The sequence below is a fragment of the Compostibacillus humi genome (genome assembly GCF_014637175.1).
GTDB classification, from domain to species: Bacteria; Bacillota; Bacilli; order Bacillales; family Amphibacillaceae; genus Oceanobacillus; species Oceanobacillus humi.
This window is the reverse complement of the sequence record NZ_BMEV01000040.1, coordinates 14,308-31,381: the sequence shown is the minus strand read 5'-3', so window position 1 is coordinate 31,381 and position 17,074 is coordinate 14,308. Positions and strand designations below refer to the sequence as shown.

Sequence of the window (17,074 nt, the reverse complement as noted above, 5' to 3'; positions counted from 1 at the left end):
GAGCTGGATCAATCCCTAGAAATTGGATTTATCCTAGATGCCGTTCAAAGGGCCTTCTCTATAGCTAAACCCGTTATCTTTAATAGTGATCAAGGCAGCCATTTTACCAGTCCTAAATATATCAATCTACTAAACGCTAAGGAAGTTCAAATCAGCATGGACAGTAAAGGACGTGCTTTGGACAATATTATCATAGAACGTTTTTGGCGCAACATAAAGTACGAAGAAGTATATTTAAAAGACTATGAAAGCCCAAGGGAGGCCAGATTAAATATAAGAGATTACATCGATTTTTATAATTACAATCGCCCTCATCAATCGCTAGATTATAAAACACCATCATCCGTTTATTATTAAACAGGTTTGTCATTGCCCTTCCCATCTTTGAAAAATTATCTTTCATGCGACAGAACCTGCCACATGAAAGGCTTGGTTGGCAAGATGGGAAGAAGCAAAACTCAATGCACCTTAAATTTATAAAAAAGTTGTCTTGACGATGGGGTCCACTTTACTTATATCAAAAAAATATCCAAGTACAATTATTTTTACCTTATTTTTACTAATTTCTTCATACTCATTAGATTTAGCATAATAAAGTGTCCAATTTTTATGGACCTTTTTTCTGTTCCAACTATATTTATTTCTGAATTTTTTATTTGTAAGAATAAACCCAAACGGATATTTTAAATCGTTAACCATCATTTCCCCTTCCTTTTATATACGACATAGTCCTTTCTATATGTTCATATTAATATCGTGCTTTACTATATTATAAAGAAACAATGCTTTTATAGGAAGTAAAATTATGAAAAATATATCTTGATAAAATTTTATGAATGTATTTTAAATTTTGCATTTATTTCGTGGTATAAAAGGGGGGGTATTCTTTTATTGGGTAAAAAATTTACAAGAATTTTTATTATCATTTTTAGTACCACAATCCGAAAAAGTATTAAAAGTATTATTTGATTGGAATTAAAGAAAATGCGGTTTCTATTTATGGTCTATACCCTTACCACTATCAAAAATACTAAAAGATGTTTGTGATAAATAAGTAAAATTATCAAATAATACTTCCAGCAATTGTGAAATTCTTACCAAATGGATTGCAATTTTGATAGGGAGTGTTTTTTTGTTTTTACATTCCTGTCGAAGTATTTAAAAACAATTGAGTTAATGTTAATTAATAGTATAATAGACCCAGGGGTGATAAAAATTAAAGCAAAATATCCAAACATCATACTTAGAACTCTATTAGCACTAATATTATTTTTATCCATGATTACTTCTGACGTAATAGCCATATCTGAAGTATCAGCAGAAAATAATAGTGAAGAACAAATAACTGATGATTCTATTTTGCAGGAACATTTACAAGACTCAGGTGGCGAAAGTGATAAACAACTATCTGATACCGAAAATAGTTCAGAAGAGGAGACTGAAAGTAAAGATACTCCAAAACAGGATCAATCAGAAAAAGATTCATTAATACCTGGATCAAATAAGGATACAATATCCGAACAAGAGTCGCCAGGTAAAGTTCATACTTTTAGTCTTTTTAAACAATCCATCGTAAAAAACACAAACTATAAATCGCAAAACTTTGGAAAATACTTCAAAGTTATAAATGAGCAGGCCGTTGTCTATGATAATCAAGGCAAGAACGGATTAAAGAAAATTGGAACTCTTGTTAAGGGCCAGACCTACAAAAGAGTGAGCGATTATGGAAACTGGCATCGTATCCAATATGGAAATATTTATGGTTATGTACATAAGGAAAATACAATTCCGGGGAACAAAAATGATATAAAAAATATAAATAAATCATACAAGAATAGCTCGGAATTGTTCTTAACAAATCAAAAAACGGTTGTTTACGATAATAGTTCCGGAAAATTAGTTCCGTTTGCCGAAATCGAAAAAGGACAAAAATATCATATTGCCACCGATTATGGAAACTGGTATAGGGTTATTCTTGCGGACCGAATTGGTTATGTAAGAAAATCAGAAGTTACCCGATTATTTACAAAGCAAACAAAATACTTCGAAGTAGTTCTGGAAGATTTGCCAGTTTACGATAATCGCACCGGTAAACTAGTGGAAATAGGAAAATTAAAAAAGGGGCAAGTATACCCGCGTGTAAGTGATTATGGGAACTGGCACCGCATCCAATATGGCGACATCTATGGTTATGTCAAAAAATCTGCCACCATTCCAGCCGATGGAAAATCAATTAAAAATATTAATAAAAACTATAAAAATAGTAAAGAAAAATTCATCACAAATAAAAATGCAATTATTTATGATAATAGTTCTGGACAACTAGAACCGTTCGCAGAAATAAAAAAAGGCAAGCAATTTCCAATTGTTTCGGATTATGGTAACTGGTATCGTGTACTAGTTACTGGCCGTGTAGGCTATATCAACAAAAATGATGTCACCGGATATTTCTCTAAAGCTACTAAGTACTTTGAAGTGGTCCAAGATAATTTGCCGGTATATGATAACCGACAAAAAGGGAAACTTGTAAAAGTCGGTGAACTAAAAAAAGGCCAAGTATATGAACGGGTCAGCGATTACGGCAACTGGCATCGAATTCAGTTTGGTGACATCTATGGGTATGTTCGTAAATCAGGTACCTTGCCTAATTTTAAAAATAAAATACCAAACTATAACTCTAAATATAAAAACACAGAATTAACTTTTACTACTATAAAAAAATCAACTGTTTATGATAATACTTCTGGAAAGCTGATTCCTTTTGCTGAAGTAGAGAAAGGGAAAACTTATCCTGTAGCCGGTGATTACGGAAAATGGTACCGTATTATATTGGCTAATAAAGTAGGATATATTAATAAAAATGATGTCAAAGTATCCTTTACTAAAAATATGAAGTACTTCAAAGTGAATAAGGACAATTTACCGATTTATGATAACCGCAGCGGCTCCCTGAAAAAGGTAGGGACGTTGAAAAAAGGCCAAACATACCAGCGTGTTAGTGACTATGGTAACTGGCATCGTATTCGTTTTGGGAATATATATGGGTATGTTAAAAAGTCGGAAACAGAACCATCTACAGCCAATGCATATAAGAATAAAACAGTTCGGAACTATACTAACGGGAAATTGACAACGAAAAATGAAGTTGTTGTTTACGATAATTCCGGTAAAAGCCTGATTCCTTTTGCGACGATAGACAAGGGCAAGACTTATCCAGTAGTTCGGGACTATGGAAATTGGTACGAAATTAACCTTTCCGGAAGATATGGTTATGTTAGAAAGTCGGATGTAACAGCTACAGTAATGGTTGCTAAAGAGATTGTAAATCCTAATAGAGAGTATACGTATGATCACATGCGGAGTGATATTAACAAGCTCGCAAAAGCTTATCCTGGTTTAATTTCTTGGAAATCTATCGGTAAATCAGTAGATGGCAGAAACATTTATGCAATTAAACTAGGAAACGGTAAAAAGGAAATCTTTTTGAACGGTGCACACCATGCTCGGGAGTGGCTGACTACGAATCTATTAATGGAAATGATAGATGAATATAGTCAGGCATATGCAAAAAATCAGAGATTCCAGGGCTATGACGTAAGAAGCATTTTGGATAAGGTATCAATATGGTTTGTGCCGATGGTGAATCCAGATGGGGTTACTTTAGTCCAAAAAGGTGCCTTCAGTGCTAAAAATCCAAAACAGGTACTGAAATTAAACGGCGGCAATACTAACTTTAAAGCGTGGAAAGCAAATATTAGAGGGGTTGACCTCAACCGTCAATATCCGGCAGACTGGAAAACAATTAGATATGTTGCACCCGCGCCAGGTCCAATGAATTATAAAGGGAAAGCACCATTAACAGAGCCGGAAGTAAAAGCAATTTACGACTTTACCCTCAAGCACAATTTTAAAACGGCAGTAGCTTATCATTCTTCCGGGGAAATTCTTTATTGGGATTTTAAAACTAAAGGATCATTAAAGACTTTAAGCAGAAAAATAGCAAATCAAATCAGTAAGAAAACTGGGTATTCTTTAGTTTTCCCAGGGCCTAATCCAAGTGGCGGCGGTTATACCGATTGGTTCTTGCAAGATATGAAGAAACCTGGATTTACACCGGAGATTTCACCATACGTAGGGAACAGGCCGGTACCTGTATCGTATTTTAATTCAATTTGGAAGAAGAATGATACTATAGGTCTAATGCTGGCAAAAGAAGCCGCAACTAGATAATGATAAGAGGAGCTGTTCGAAGTTAATTGAGCAGCTCTTACTTTTTGTATCAGTTTTCGTTGACGACAAAGCATAAAATTCTCAAATTATCTAAGTAAAAGAATGCTAAAACCTGAAGAGCAGCAGTTATAATAGGAGACGGGCATGAAGTATAAGAAGTTATAAAGATTTCCTATGATGACGATGTAAAATGAATAAATATATGTTAAAATAGCCTATAGCGTATATAACTTATTTTAAGTGGGTGTATTCATTGCTAAACTGGTTAGATGTTATCATCGCTTTTCTCATATCAGGAACGATAGCATTTCTCGTAACCCCAATCATTAAAAAACTCGCATTTAAAATTCACGCTACCGATAAGCCGGATAGCCAAAGGAAATTGCATAATGGTGAAAAGGCAAGTATGGGTGGGGTGGCTATTTTTTTGGGCTCCATTGCCGGATTCCTTTATTTACAGCCGCAAGACCCATATATGACGGCAATTATCATTGGAGCGGTGATTATGCTCCTTACCGGCGTGTTAGATGATATTTTTGAATTAAAACCATTATACAAACTTGCAGGTCAGATGACGGCAGCGATTGTCGTTGTCTCGAGCGGCCTTGTTATCGAAAAGTTGACGATGCCCTTTGTAGGAACGGTTTACTTGGAAGGGCTAGGATATATTATTACCGTATTGTGGATTGTCGGCGCGTCCAATGCCATTAACCTGATTGACGGGTTAGACGGCCTTGCAGCCGGGGTATCCGCAATCGCCCTTAGCAGCATCTTTATTATGGCAGTGATGGATTATCGTATCGTTGTTGCTTATTTATGCATTATCCTTATTGGAAGCTGCGTAGGATTTCTGTTTCACAACTTCCACCCGGCAAAAATATTTATGGGGGATACAGGGGCGTTATTTTTAGGTTATGCCATTGCCGTTGTATCTATGCTCGGGCTATTTAAAAACGTTGCGTTATTCAGTTTCATTATCCCGATTATTGTCATTGCCCTCCCGGTATTTGACACCTTGTTTGCGATTGTTCGCCGCATCGTTAACAACCAGGGGATTGCGACGGCGGATAAAAAGCATATCCATTATTTGTTGCTGGAAAGAGGGTACAGCCACCGGAAAGTAGTACTTATCCTGTACGGGTTTAGTGCATTGTTCGGATTATTGGCGATTACCTTTAACAGCGGGACGATGTTATCCACCTTTATCACGTTGCTGATTGTTATCATTAGTTTGCAGGTGCTCGCAGAATTAGCCGGAATTGTGCTTGACGGGCAGCAGCCATTGATTGACGGTTGCCGAAAATTGCTCGGATTGAAAAAAATGGACAGGGAAAAATAAAACTACCAATCTAGCTAAACTAGATTGGTAGTTTTTTTATTTAATATGTTGAACCGGAGTCCGATTCAGTCTCCGCTGTCTGAGTTGGAGGATCGATCAGCTCTAAATGTACCTTTAATTCTTTTTGAACTTCATAAAGGGAAATCTGATCGACAATTTGATAACTGACTCCGTTAATCGTTTCCGGATAAGTTTCTAACGTAAGTTTATCAATATTGCTCGTCCTGAAGTCAGAGTAATTTTTTACAAAGGCAAGACCTTCCCGAATGGACATGTTCGTTTCTACGTTTTTGCCAACTTCGATAGCTAAATCATCTATTTTTGTAATTGTAGCTGGTGACAATGCTTTGTCGATGATTGCCTCTATTACTTGCTGTTGGCGTTCGTTTCTTCCGATATCCCCGCGCGGATCTTCCATCCTCATCCGTGCATAGGCGAGGGCATATCTTCCGTCCAGTTCCATTTCGCCTTCATAGAATTGAAGTTTTTCAGCGACACGGTCGTCACTGTTTTGCTGGAAGTCGAAGGGAACATCTACTGTAATTCCGCCTAAAACATCGACGATATTTTTAAAGGCTTCAAAATTAACAGTAGCATAATAGTCGATTGGAATATCGAGAAACTGTTCGACGGTTTCAATGGTCATTCTTTTGCCGCCGTACACGTGGGCGTGATTTATTTTATCCCGTCGGTCCATTCCAGCAAAATCTACCATCGTATCCCGCGGAATGCTTAATAATTTTAGCCTTTCATCATTCGGATTAAATGTAGCAACCATTAATGTATCGGTTCTGCCGTTTTCCCCATTTGTCGTATAATCCTCTACACCCATCAGCAGGATGGATACTGGGTCTTTCGTGATGGAAACTTCCGCATCCCGTAAATCTGATTTATCCCGGCCGAGATCATCATATGTGTCACTTGCTGCTTGTAATGCCTGGATAAACTGATAGCCGCCAAAACCAATAAGCAGCAAGAATAATAGAAGGACAACATAAAATGTCCGGCGCAGCCGCCTTCTTTTTCTGCGCTTTCGAATATGCTTTCGATTCATTTTCTTCTCCTTTTAAACATTAAGATGCTCATTCCAATTATAAAGGCCGATAATAAAGAACGCAATCTACAATATTTTACTTTTTTTGCATAGTTGCTACAAAGTCAGCGAGTTTTAAGGTTGTACGGACTGATTTTCTGTTTAACGTCCCTTCCAAATATTGGATTCTTTTATTTTTTTGTTTTAGTTTATTCTTCAGGTTTTCTTCTAGCATTTCTTTCTTTTCACGTTCAATGGCATAATAGTTTTCTAATCTCTTTGCCATTTCTTCCGGGGAACATCCGCTGATAGGCGTCACCGGCTGTTTGAATTCAACCTGCTTTAGTTTTTCATCCAATGGAACCGTTGTTGGATTGTAACTTTCTTTATAGATATGGTTAAGATTATTTTTATTTAAAAAGTCGATGAAGTTATCAAAGTTTCTCTGTTGTTTCTTCGTCGGTGATTGAAAGTCAACTTTATCAATAAAATCACTAAGCTTCGTTTTTTCATTAATTTCATGAGGTAAAATATGGGTTAATCCATGATAGTCGGTTAATTCCCTCATACGCGCATCTTTCGGAATGATAATGCTAGGTGTGCCAGATATTGTTGCAACAATATTCCCGTGCAATCTTGCTCCAAAGCTTAAGTCAGCATCTTTCATAAATTCCATCCATGTTGGCACATTTAGAAAGAAGCGAACACGGTTCTCTTTATATGCCGGGTCGGTAAGTTTCACCGGATAATTTTTGCTATATTCAGCAATACTTGGAGCGCCTGCATAAGTAAGTCTTAATTCCTTCATCCATTGGGGAATGAAATAATAGTTAGGAAACTCTTCTGTACTTCGATGAATAAAGTCTAGTACTTTTTTTGGTGAGAGTCTGGATGAATTAATACACACTTTCGATTCTTTCGTTATATTGGTTTCACGTATGGTTAATTCTCTTCCAAACGTATACATCGAAGGGCAGCCGATTACTGTATGGTCTATCCCTTCACGGAATCCTAATTTGGTTAAATATTTTGAGGTGATTTCACCCCGCAATCCAATCATGCTTGATTTTTCAAGTACAGCTTTGACAAATTCCTTCACGTCTTCATCAAAAGGGAATCCTTCATCAAGTTTTGGTTCAAATGGCGCACGTAATCCGACGCCAATAACAATAACCGGAATTTTTAACTTCTTAATTAATTTCGTGTATTTTCGAAGGGAAGGGATAAATTCTTTCCGAAAGGCATCAGCCAACGGAATTACATAACAGTCATACTTTTCGTTAATTTCATCTGCTCTGCTCGGCTCGTAATTATAGTAATCGGGCGTGATCGTCGTATCTTCTGTCATTAATGTACGATAAATGCTGTAAGCATAAACTAAATTCCCAACATTTCCTCCGATAGAGTTGTTTTTTATAATGTGAGGCGCATCAAACGTATCCAATGGTGACATCCCTGAACGAATGATGATACTCTTCATTTGCTGAACCCCTTTCTAGTTGCAGGAAAAATTTATAATGCTTTTTCTTTTGCAGGAACAGAATCGAGAATTTTTAGCGCTAATTGCTCGCTCGAATTTCCTTTGGAAAATCTATTCCATTCCTCGGCAAATTCTTTTACTTTTTTCATATCAAAATATTGACCTTGAATAACTTCGATAATCTCCTCCGTATTGTATACGATTGGTCCTGGTACAAGGTCCATGTAATTTTCTATTATTCCAGTAGTTTTCATATATTCTTCTAAATCATAAGCATAAAAAATCATCGGCCTTTCCAATAGGGCAAACTCAAACGGGATGGAAGAATAATCGGTTACAAGAATATCGGTAATAAGCAATAGGCTATTAATATCCTCAGAAGAAACATCATAGACAAAATCTGGAAATGCCTCTGCTTCAGTTCGGGCTTGTACAGCTGGATGATATTTTACAAGCAAAATATATTCATCTTTTAATGAATCTCTTAATTTTTTGATGTTTAATTCGGATTGGAAATGGGATAGTTGTCCATTTCGGAAAGTCGGTGCGTAAAGGATAACTTTTTTCTCCTTTAGCACAGGGAACTTTTCATGGAGATCCCTGATGCTCTCCTTTTTTGCCAATTCATCATAAAAAAAATCCGTTCTTGGAATCCCGGTTCTCCAAATTTGGTTATCTGTTAAAGCAAAGCTTCTTTTAAATATATCTGCCATATGTTCCGAGCCTACTACAGTATAGTCAAACCGCTGATACACTTGCCGAAATCGTTGTTTGGCCTTTTCGGTTCTCTTCGTTATAGACGGGTACATCAGACCGAATTGTTTCAACGCTCCGGCTGCATGCCATAGCTGAATGCACCGCGTAGATTGTTTAAAATTGCATGCAGCAAGAAATCCAAAATAATTATCTATTAAAATCGTTTTTCCCGTTGCGATGTGATAAATAGATTTAATAAAGGAAATGGGATGTTTCACGGAAAAGTTTAATATAGTGCCGATTGATGGATCAAATGGGTAATGGCAATTGGAATCTTTTAATATAATAATCTCCTGATCCGAAAATTGGCGGATCGCTTTTACGGCATAAAAAATATTATCCCCAAAGGAGGCAACACAAACGGTCTTCTCTTTTTGGGGATATATATGAAAGATATTAAAAATTAGTTTAAAAACAACTAAATAGATGCTGATTACAAATTCTCTAAGCATGATTCACCTTATTTAAGTCCATTTTTGTTTTCGTTGTTGAAATTCCTACTGTTCTGGGCAAATAACACACGTCACAATATTCTTTCAAAAAGTCAAACTTGCCTTTCCAATCGTCACCCATGACTAAAACATCCACATCATATTTCTTCACATCTTCAACTTTCTGTTCCCAAGAATATTCAGGAATAACTAAGTCGACGTAGCGAATCGCTTCTAAAATGGCCTTGCGTTGTTCAAATGTATAATATGCCTTTTTGCCTTTAAGGTCATTAAATTCATCGGTCGAAACAGCTACAATCAGAAAATCGCCAATTTCTTTAGCGCGTCGCAGCAAGTTGATGTGACCAGTATGGAGTAAATCAAAGGTACCGTACGTAATCACCTTTTTCATCATTTTCCCCCTCCAACCCGAGAGCCTTCGTTAATATATTATACCATATTGTTTACATTTGATTAACAATTACTTAATATTCCTTTAACAACACGAAGCAGTGGTGATATAATACCTTTAGTTATTCCTCACCAATTACAGTATGAGAGGTGTTTTTTTGTGATTTACGCTGGAATTTTAGCGGGAGGAAAAGGAACGCGCATGGGAAATGTGCCGTTGCCGAAACAATTTTTGCCGCTAAACGACAAACCGATTATTGTTCATACAATAGAAAAGTTCATTCTCCATCACGAATTTAAAGAAATAATAATTGCCACACCAAGTGACTGGCTCAATTATACAAATGATACATTGCGCAAATACAATATTGACCTTCCGAATATTATCGTGATTGAAGGCGGGAAGGAACGCAATGAGACGATTATGAACATCGTGCAGCATATCGAAGAACAGCATGGATTGCATGAAGAAGATGTGCTAGTGACCCATGATGCGGTCCGGCCGTTTTTAACCCATCGGATTATTCAAGATAATATTGAACAAGGCAAGCTGTACCCTGCGGTCGATACGGTGATTCCTGCCATTGATACGATTGTAGAATCGGAGGATCATGAATTTATATCCCAGATTCCGAGAAGGGATTTTATGTATCAGGGTCAAACGCCGCAAACCTTTAAGATAAATAAATTTAAAGAGTTATATAATCAGCTGACAGAAGCGGAAAAGGAAATTTTAACCGATGCATGTAAAATATTTTCCTTAAAGGGTGAAACGGTCAAGCTGGTTGACGGCGAAATCTTTAATATTAAAGTCACGACACCGTATGATTTGAAAGTGGCAAACGCCATTATTCAGGAGAGCTTAGATAATGATTAATCAGGTATATCGCCTCGTTTCACCCAGACAGTTTGAAGTGACGTACCGTGATCAATCGATTATTTCGGACAAAGTTGTCATTCGCCCTACCCACTTATCCATATGTGCTGCCGACCAGCGCTACTATACCGGTTCCCGGGAAAAAGACGTGCTGCGAAAGAAACTTCCGATGGCTTTAATTCATGAAGGGGTAGGAGAAGTTGTCTTTGACCCGAGCAGAAAACTCGATGTCGGAACGAAAGTGGTAATGGTTCCGAATGACCCGACGGAGAAAGACGACGTCATCGCAGAAAACTATTTGCGCTCCAGCAAGTTCCGGTCTAGCGGATACGACGGATTTATGCAAGACTATGTGTTCTTAAGACACGATCGTATCGTCAAATTGCCGTCAGACATAAACATGGATGTCGCTGCCATTACAGAGCTTGTTACCATTGCCGTTCACTGCTTGGACCGATTTGAAAAGAAGGCCCACTCCAGAAGGGATACATTTGGTGTGTGGGGAGACGGAAACCTCGGCTTTATCGCAAGTCTGTTATTGAAAAAACTGTATCCGGAAAGCAAAGTCATTATCTTTGGGAAAACGGATTATAAATTAAATCATTTCTCCTTCGTCGATGAAGTGGTGAAAATAGATGATATCCCGGAAGGATTAACAATTGACCATGCCATTGAGTGTGCAGGCGGAAAAGGAAGCCAGTATGCGGTAGAACAGATTATCGATGTCATTCAGCCTGAAGGGACGATTTGCCTGTTAGGGGTTAGCGAATATCCGATTGAAGTAAACACGCGCATGGTTTTAGAAAAGGGTCTTACATTATTAGGAAGCAGCCGAAGCGGGGCTCAAGATTTCCGGCGAACAATTCAAATTTATCAAGAATATCCGGAGATTATCAGTTACTTGAGCACCATTATCGGGGAAACGATAGATGTTCGAAAAATCGGCGATATTACCGAAGCGTTCGAAAAGGATTTATCAAGTTCTTGGGGTAAAACAGTGATGAGATGGATGATTTGACTCTATGAAACTGCCAAAATTCATCAAGTATGCGTATATTGTTCTCTACAAGTTTTGTTTCAGCTCCATGTACGTTCTATTGAATAAATGGAAAAGACAGGATAACGAAAAAGCAGTTATCGTTTTATCCAGATCGAAGGTGCTTGAAGGGAATTTGCAATTTATCTGCAAGGAATTGACAAATCATATACCGAAGAGTAAGATTCATCTTGTTCGTGCAGAAAACAAGATGAATCTTCGCTTATTTAAGGAAATTCCAATTATTGCTAACGCAAAATACCTTATTTTAGATGATTATTATTTGCCGATTTACTTGTTGAATCCAAGCCCAAATCTTAAAGTCATCCAACTGTGGCATGCAGCTGGTGCATTTAAAAAATTTGGCTACAGTACGGTCGGCACTAAGTTTGGCCCGGATCCAACCTATTTGAAATTAGTGCCGGTTCATTCCAATTATACTCATGTCTTTGTATCGGCAAAAAGTGTAGTAAAATATTATGCAGAAGCCTTTCGCATGTCAGAAAACCGCATATTCCCATTGGGAATCCCGAGGACAGATTTGTTTTCTGATCGGCAAATGCAGGATGACATACGGAAAAATATTTTCGCCGATTATCCGGAACTGAAAACGGAAAAGAAAGTAAACATCCTCTTTGCTCCAACGTACCGGGCGCACGGTGCACAAGGGGAATCATCCCTTCATCTAACGGAATGTATTATCCGAATTGCGGATAAAATGGATGAAGGAAAGAGGATTATTTTCAAACCCCATCCGTATATGAGTAAAAGGGAAGTAGAGAAATTAAGCAATTGCAAAAATATTTTCGTAGCCGGGAAGTATTCAATCAATGAATGGATGCTAGTTGCGGATGCGTTTGTAACCGATTATTCCTCGGCTGTCTTTGAATTTGCTCTATTAAAAAGACCGTTAGCCCATATGATTCTCGATAAAGAAGAATATGAGAACAATCGCGGTTTTTATCAGCCAATCGAGCGTATTTCCGATGGCGCGATTTTAAAAGATGAAGCGGAAGTTGTGCAATGGATAAACGTGCGAAAAAAAGAGGAGTTTTATGATACTTCGAGGATGATTCACTATAACTTCGATCATATTGAAAATGTCTCCCAAAAGATAGTGAGCCATTTTCTTGATGGCAGGAAAGAGGCGGATTAACGATGCTTATTTCTTCAATTGATAATGAGAACGTTCAAGTAAAAAGAAATATAAAAATTATGAATGACGTCACGAAATTAATGTTAAACGGCCCTTTTTTAGAAATTGAAGGCTATGCAACCGTAGATGGCGTAATCACCCACTCGGAGGAACGGATTCGGAAAACGTTACTGATTGTCCCGTTATTAGATGTGGCTAAAATTCGGGAAGAAGAAGAGCACAAGGAAGAGCTCAAAGAATTAACCGATGAAGAAATTATTGAAATGAGAACAATTTCGATTCCGCTGGATAACTGCAAAATATCCGAATTGCAAGTTGAATTGGACGAGCGTTACAGCGACTCTTTAGCGGGATATAAAGCAAATATCGATTTAACTACATTAATCAACGGTAAGCCGTTATTAAACGGTGAATACGATGTCTACCTGAAACTGGAACAGCTGCCGGCAGACCGGGACGATGTAAAATATGAAAAAATATTCCCGCTGTCAAATATCAAACGCTTTATGAAGGGCGGCATTTTAACGACGAAACTGGAGTATTTTTCTGCTTCAAAAGTGTTAAAGTATAATTTAATGCTCACCTTTGACAAGTCGAGCAAAACGTTACGGCTGAAAAATCATTTGCTCCAGTCTTATGATCCGAGGGATATGCCTGACAGTATTGACGTCAAGGAAAATCGGATAATTAGAGCGATAAAACGCAGGGTTTTTAAATTATTTTATATATTGTTCTGCCTGCTGCCGATTAACAGCAAAAAGATTGTCTTTGCCTCAGACAGCCGGTCCCACTTAAGCGGCAATTTATATTTTGTATACGAGGAATTATACAAACGAAACCTTAACGTTGATATTACGTTTATATTGAAAGAACGAATCAATAACAAAAAAACGCTGCCCGACCTGCTGAAAACAGCCTACCATTTCGCTACGGCAAAAATTATTTTGCTGGATGATTTTTATCCATTAATTTACCCGTTGCGGATCCGCAAGAATGCAGACTTAATTCAAGTATGGCATGCAGCAGGTGCGTTTAAGACCTTTGGATTTAGCCGGATGGGGCGGCCGGGAGGTCCTTCTCCAAGATCTAAAAACCATAAAAATTATACGAAAGCAGCAGTAAGCAGTGAGGGCGTCCGGAAACATTATGCTGAAGGATTTGGCATTTCCATCGATAATGTATATGCGACGGGAGTGCCGAGATCCGATATTTTCTTTGATGAGCAATATAAGGCCCATGTAAAGAAAACGCTCCATGAAAAATATCCGTTTCTGAAAGAAAAGAAGGTAATTTTATTTGCGCCAACATTTAGAGGAAACGGACAAGCTTCAGCGTATTACCCGTTTGAAATATTGAATTTAAAAGAATTATATCGGGAGCTTCACGAGGAGTATGTATTTTTATTTAAAATCCATCCGTTCGTGAAAAATAAATTAACAATTCCGTATGAATTTGCCGATTTTTACTATGACTTTAGCGATTATCGGGAAATTAACGATTTGCTGCTCGTCACCGATTTATTAATTACCGATTACTCGTCGGTTTGTTTTGAATTTGCTTTATTAAATAAACCGATGTTATTCTTTGCGTTTGATGTAGAGAAATATATTGAGGATCGGGATTTTTACTACGATTACTTTGACTTTATCCCTGGACCGCTAGTAAAGGATACATCCGAAATTATTTCTGCTATTAAGCAAGGGAAATTTGAGCTTGAAAAGATTGAGCCGTTTGTTAAATATTTCTTTGATGATACATTGGGCAAGGCTACAAGTAATGTTGTTGACCAATTGATTATCCCTAGCCTGGAAGGGGTACAGGAAAATAAAGATACAGATAAGGACTTAACTCCTCCAGAATCTAGAATTGATTTATTCAACCGAACGATTGAAGAAGAGTAGGTTCTTGAAGGAAATTAAGTCCTCAGAAAGGGAACTTTTATGAAATCAGCATGGATTGTTCTTAAAGAACAAATAAACTATTTCTATTTAATTCGCCGGCTGTCGGTGTTTGAATTAAAAAGCAATAACAAAAATAATTTGCTCGGAATACTATGGGAGATTTTGAACCCGTCCATCCAAATCCTCATTTATTGGTTTGTGTTTGGGGCATTGAGGGGAAGGGCGCCGGTGGAAGTAGCCGGAGAGGAAATTCCGTTCTTCAGCTGGCTGCTGGCCGCCTTTTTCCTCTGGACCTTTTTCTATCAGGCAATGATTCAAGGTTCGAAGTCGATCTATACGAGATTGAAAGTTTTATCCAAGATGAACTTTCCGATGAGCGTCATTCCTAGCTATGTTATCTTTTCGCAAGCTTATGTCCATTTAGTCATGATGTTTATCGCTTTTGTTATTTTGATGTGGAATGGACATATGCCGTCGATTTATACATTGCAGCTTATCTACTTTATGTTTGGACTGTATTGTTTAACAGTTTCTATTTCCTTAATTACATCGACGCTGTCGACGATGGTCCGTGACTTGCATATTTTGCTCAATTCCATTTTGCGGATGATGCTTTATGTGTCTGGCGTATTATGGCCGATTACCATCATCGCTGATTTCCCGACGATTATGAAGCTGATGATGCTAAATCCGGTGTACTATTTGATTGAAGGATATCGGGCAGCATTCTTTACGACCGATTGGTATTTTATTACGAACTGGGAATATTCTCTGTACTTCTGGGGATTGGTTATTGTTCTGTTCCTCATTGGGGCGGCGCTGCACGTGAAATTTAGAAGACATCTGATAGATTACTTGTAAAGGCTTGTGAAACGATGGAAAAAGCAATTATTGTTGAAGGTGTTTCGAAAAAATATAAATTATATAACGGCACAAAAGACCGGTTGTTGGACTTTATTACCCCATTGAATTTTGGGGAAGATTTTTATGCCTTAAAGGACGTCAACCTGGAAGTGGAAAAGGGGGATATTGTCGGCTTTGTCGGCATTAATGGTTCCGGCAAATCGACTTTATCCAATATCATTGCCGGGATTGTGCCTCAAACGTCGGGGAATGTTATCGTGAACGGACAAGCATCCTTAATTGCCGTAAATGCCGGCTTAAAGGAGGACTTGTCCGGCCGGGAAAATATTGAGCTGAAACTGCTTATGCTCGGATTCAGCAAAAAAGAAATCAAAGCATTGGAACCGGATATTATCGATTTTTCCGAGCTTGGCAAGTTTATCGACCAGCCGGTGAAATCCTATTCGAGCGGGATGAAATCTCGGTTAGGCTTTGCCATATCGGTGAATGTGGACCCGGATATCGTCATTATCGACGAAGCCTTATCGGTCGGTGACAAAGCCTTTTCAGCCAAAAGTTTTAAAAAAATGCTGGAGTTCAAGGAACGAGGCAAAACAATTCTTTTTGTCAGTCATTCCATAAGGGAAATGAAGAAATTTACCGATAAAATTCTCTGGCTGGAATTTGGCAGAGTGAAAGATTTTGGTGATAAAGAAGTAATTCTTCCAAAATATGAAGAATTTATTAAAAAATATAAAGCAATGACGAAGAAAGAAAAAGAGCAGTACCGGAAGCAGGCGACAAAGGAACTTACCTAGTAATCGGCACTTTCTACAGAGAGGTTGTTTGAATATGAAGAATGAAAGAATAGCCATAATGGATATCCCATTTATCAATTTGACGAGAAAGGAATTTCTCGAAAATCATCTGTATCCCAGACTGATGGATAACGAGAAAACCTTTGTTGTTACTGCGAATCCAGAAATTGTAATGAGAACGAGAGAAGATGAAGAATATAAAAAAATTGTACAATCCGCAGATTTCGTCGTGCCCGACGGAGCGGGAATTGTTTTGGCATCGAAATATATCAAACAACCGATCAAAGAAAGAGTAGCCGGATTTGACATAATGCTGGACTTGCTTGAGTTCGCCGAGAAAAAGGGATTAAGCTGCTATTTTCTAGGGGCAAAGGAAGAAGTGAATAAAAAAGCGGTTGAAGAAGCGGTGAAAAAATTTCCGAACGTTAAAATTGCTGGCAGGCATCATGGCTATTTTGATGCAGGCGATACTAGGATCGCGGAACAAGTTGCGAAAACTAATCCAGATCTTGTCTTTGTTGCCCTAGGCTTCCCGAGGCAGGAAAAGTGGATAAAGGAAAATATGCACCGATTTGAAAAGGGACTGTTTATGGGAGTCGGCGGAAGCTTTGACGTATTATCCGGCGTGGTGAAGCGGGCTCCTGAGTTTTGGATCCGCCTCAATTTGGAATGGTTTTACCGCTTGTTAAAGCAACCCTTCCGCTGGAAAAGAATCTTAAAAGCATTTGAGTTTATCATACGGATTGTATTAAAAAAGTAAAGG

15 protein-coding genes are annotated in these 17,074 nt (G+C 37.9%); 10 read left to right on the top strand and 5 right to left on the bottom strand.

The features are described from left to right. The coding region (locus IEV18_RS11000; protein ID WP_188392431.1) for an integrase core domain-containing protein at nt 1-357 on the top strand (357 nt) is incomplete at its 5' end. A gap of 117 nt (nt 358-474) precedes the next feature. Here the strand turns inward: IEV18_RS11000 and IEV18_RS10995 are convergent. After that, nucleotides 475-699 (bottom strand): hypothetical protein, encoded by a 225-nt coding sequence (locus IEV18_RS10995; protein WP_188392430.1) that lies wholly within the window; start codon nt 697-699, stop codon nt 475-477. 507 nt (nt 700-1,206) lie between these two features. Between IEV18_RS10995 and IEV18_RS10990 the strand changes: the two genes are divergently transcribed. After that, nucleotides 1,207-4,230 (top strand): M14 family metallopeptidase, encoded by a 3,024-nt coding sequence (locus tag IEV18_RS10990; protein WP_188392429.1) that lies wholly within the window; start codon nt 1,207-1,209, stop codon nt 4,228-4,230. Between the two features lie 253 nt (nt 4,231-4,483). Continuing rightward, a complete protein-coding gene (locus IEV18_RS10985) occupies nt 4,484-5,569 on the top strand; it encodes a glycosyltransferase family 4 protein (protein ID WP_188392428.1) in 1,086 nt (361 codons plus the stop codon). Between the two features lie 40 nt (nt 5,570-5,609). Here IEV18_RS10985 and IEV18_RS10980 read toward each other — a convergent pair whose 3' ends face one another. The 4 genes from IEV18_RS10980 to tagD all read right to left on the bottom strand — a co-directional run bounded on the left by IEV18_RS10980 (nt 5,610) and on the right by tagD (nt 9,681). Beyond that, a complete protein-coding gene (locus tag IEV18_RS10980; RefSeq protein WP_188392427.1) occupies nt 5,610-6,623 on the bottom strand; it encodes an LCP family protein in 1,014 nt (337 codons plus the stop codon). A gap of 76 nt (nt 6,624-6,699) precedes the next feature. After that, complete coding sequence (locus IEV18_RS10975) at nt 6,700-8,082, bottom strand: polysaccharide pyruvyl transferase family protein (protein ID WP_188392426.1); 1,383 nt, start codon at nt 8,080-8,082, stop codon at nt 6,700-6,702. Nucleotides 8,083-8,114: 32 nt separating this feature from the next. Further along, nucleotides 8,115-9,290: a CDP-glycerol glycerophosphotransferase family protein gene (locus tag IEV18_RS10970; RefSeq protein ID WP_188392425.1), complete on the bottom strand. Its 1,176-nt coding sequence runs from the start codon at nt 9,288-9,290 to the stop codon at nt 8,115-8,117. Then, nucleotides 9,283-9,681, bottom strand: a complete 399-nt coding sequence (gene tagD / locus IEV18_RS10965) for a glycerol-3-phosphate cytidylyltransferase (protein ID WP_188392424.1) — start codon at nt 9,679-9,681, stop codon at nt 9,283-9,285. Before tagD ends, IEV18_RS10970 begins: the two co-directional genes overlap by 8 nt. Before the next feature lie 159 nt (nt 9,682-9,840). On the opposite strand from tagD, the gene IEV18_RS10960 reads away from it, so the two are divergent. Genes IEV18_RS10960 through IEV18_RS10930 form a run of 7 tightly spaced genes read left to right on the top strand, consistent with a single transcriptional unit; the run spans nt 9,841 to nt 17,071 of the window. Next, a complete protein-coding gene (locus tag IEV18_RS10960) occupies nt 9,841-10,557 on the top strand; it encodes an IspD/TarI family cytidylyltransferase (protein ID WP_188392423.1) in 717 nt (238 codons plus the stop codon). Beyond that, complete coding sequence (locus IEV18_RS10955; protein WP_188392422.1) at nt 10,550-11,575, top strand: ribitol-5-phosphate dehydrogenase; 1,026 nt, start codon at nt 10,550-10,552, stop codon at nt 11,573-11,575. Before IEV18_RS10960 ends, IEV18_RS10955 begins: the two co-directional genes overlap by 8 nt. A gap of 4 nt (nt 11,576-11,579) precedes the next feature. Then, nucleotides 11,580-12,749, top strand: coding sequence for a CDP-glycerol glycerophosphotransferase family protein (locus IEV18_RS10950; protein WP_188392421.1), 1,170 nt, complete (start codon nt 11,580-11,582; stop codon nt 12,747-12,749). Between the two features lie 2 nt (nt 12,750-12,751). Next, nucleotides 12,752-14,650, top strand: coding sequence for a CDP-glycerol glycerophosphotransferase family protein (locus IEV18_RS10945; RefSeq protein WP_188392420.1), 1,899 nt, complete (start codon nt 12,752-12,754; stop codon nt 14,648-14,650). Nucleotides 14,651-14,689: 39 nt separating this feature from the next. After that, the gene (locus tag IEV18_RS10940) at nt 14,690-15,511 is read left to right on the top strand and encodes an ABC transporter permease (RefSeq protein WP_188392419.1); all 822 of its coding nucleotides are present in this window, start codon (nt 14,690-14,692) and stop codon (nt 15,509-15,511) included. A 14-nt stretch (nt 15,512-15,525) separates the two neighbouring features. Beyond that, a complete protein-coding gene (gene tagH / locus IEV18_RS10935) occupies nt 15,526-16,311 on the top strand; it encodes a teichoic acids export ABC transporter ATP-binding subunit TagH (RefSeq protein ID WP_188392418.1) in 786 nt (261 codons plus the stop codon). A 34-nt stretch (nt 16,312-16,345) separates the two neighbouring features. Next, nucleotides 16,346-17,071 (top strand): WecB/TagA/CpsF family glycosyltransferase, encoded by a 726-nt coding sequence (locus tag IEV18_RS10930; RefSeq protein ID WP_188392417.1) that lies wholly within the window; start codon nt 16,346-16,348, stop codon nt 17,069-17,071. Nucleotides 17,072-17,074 lie beyond the last annotated feature (3 nt).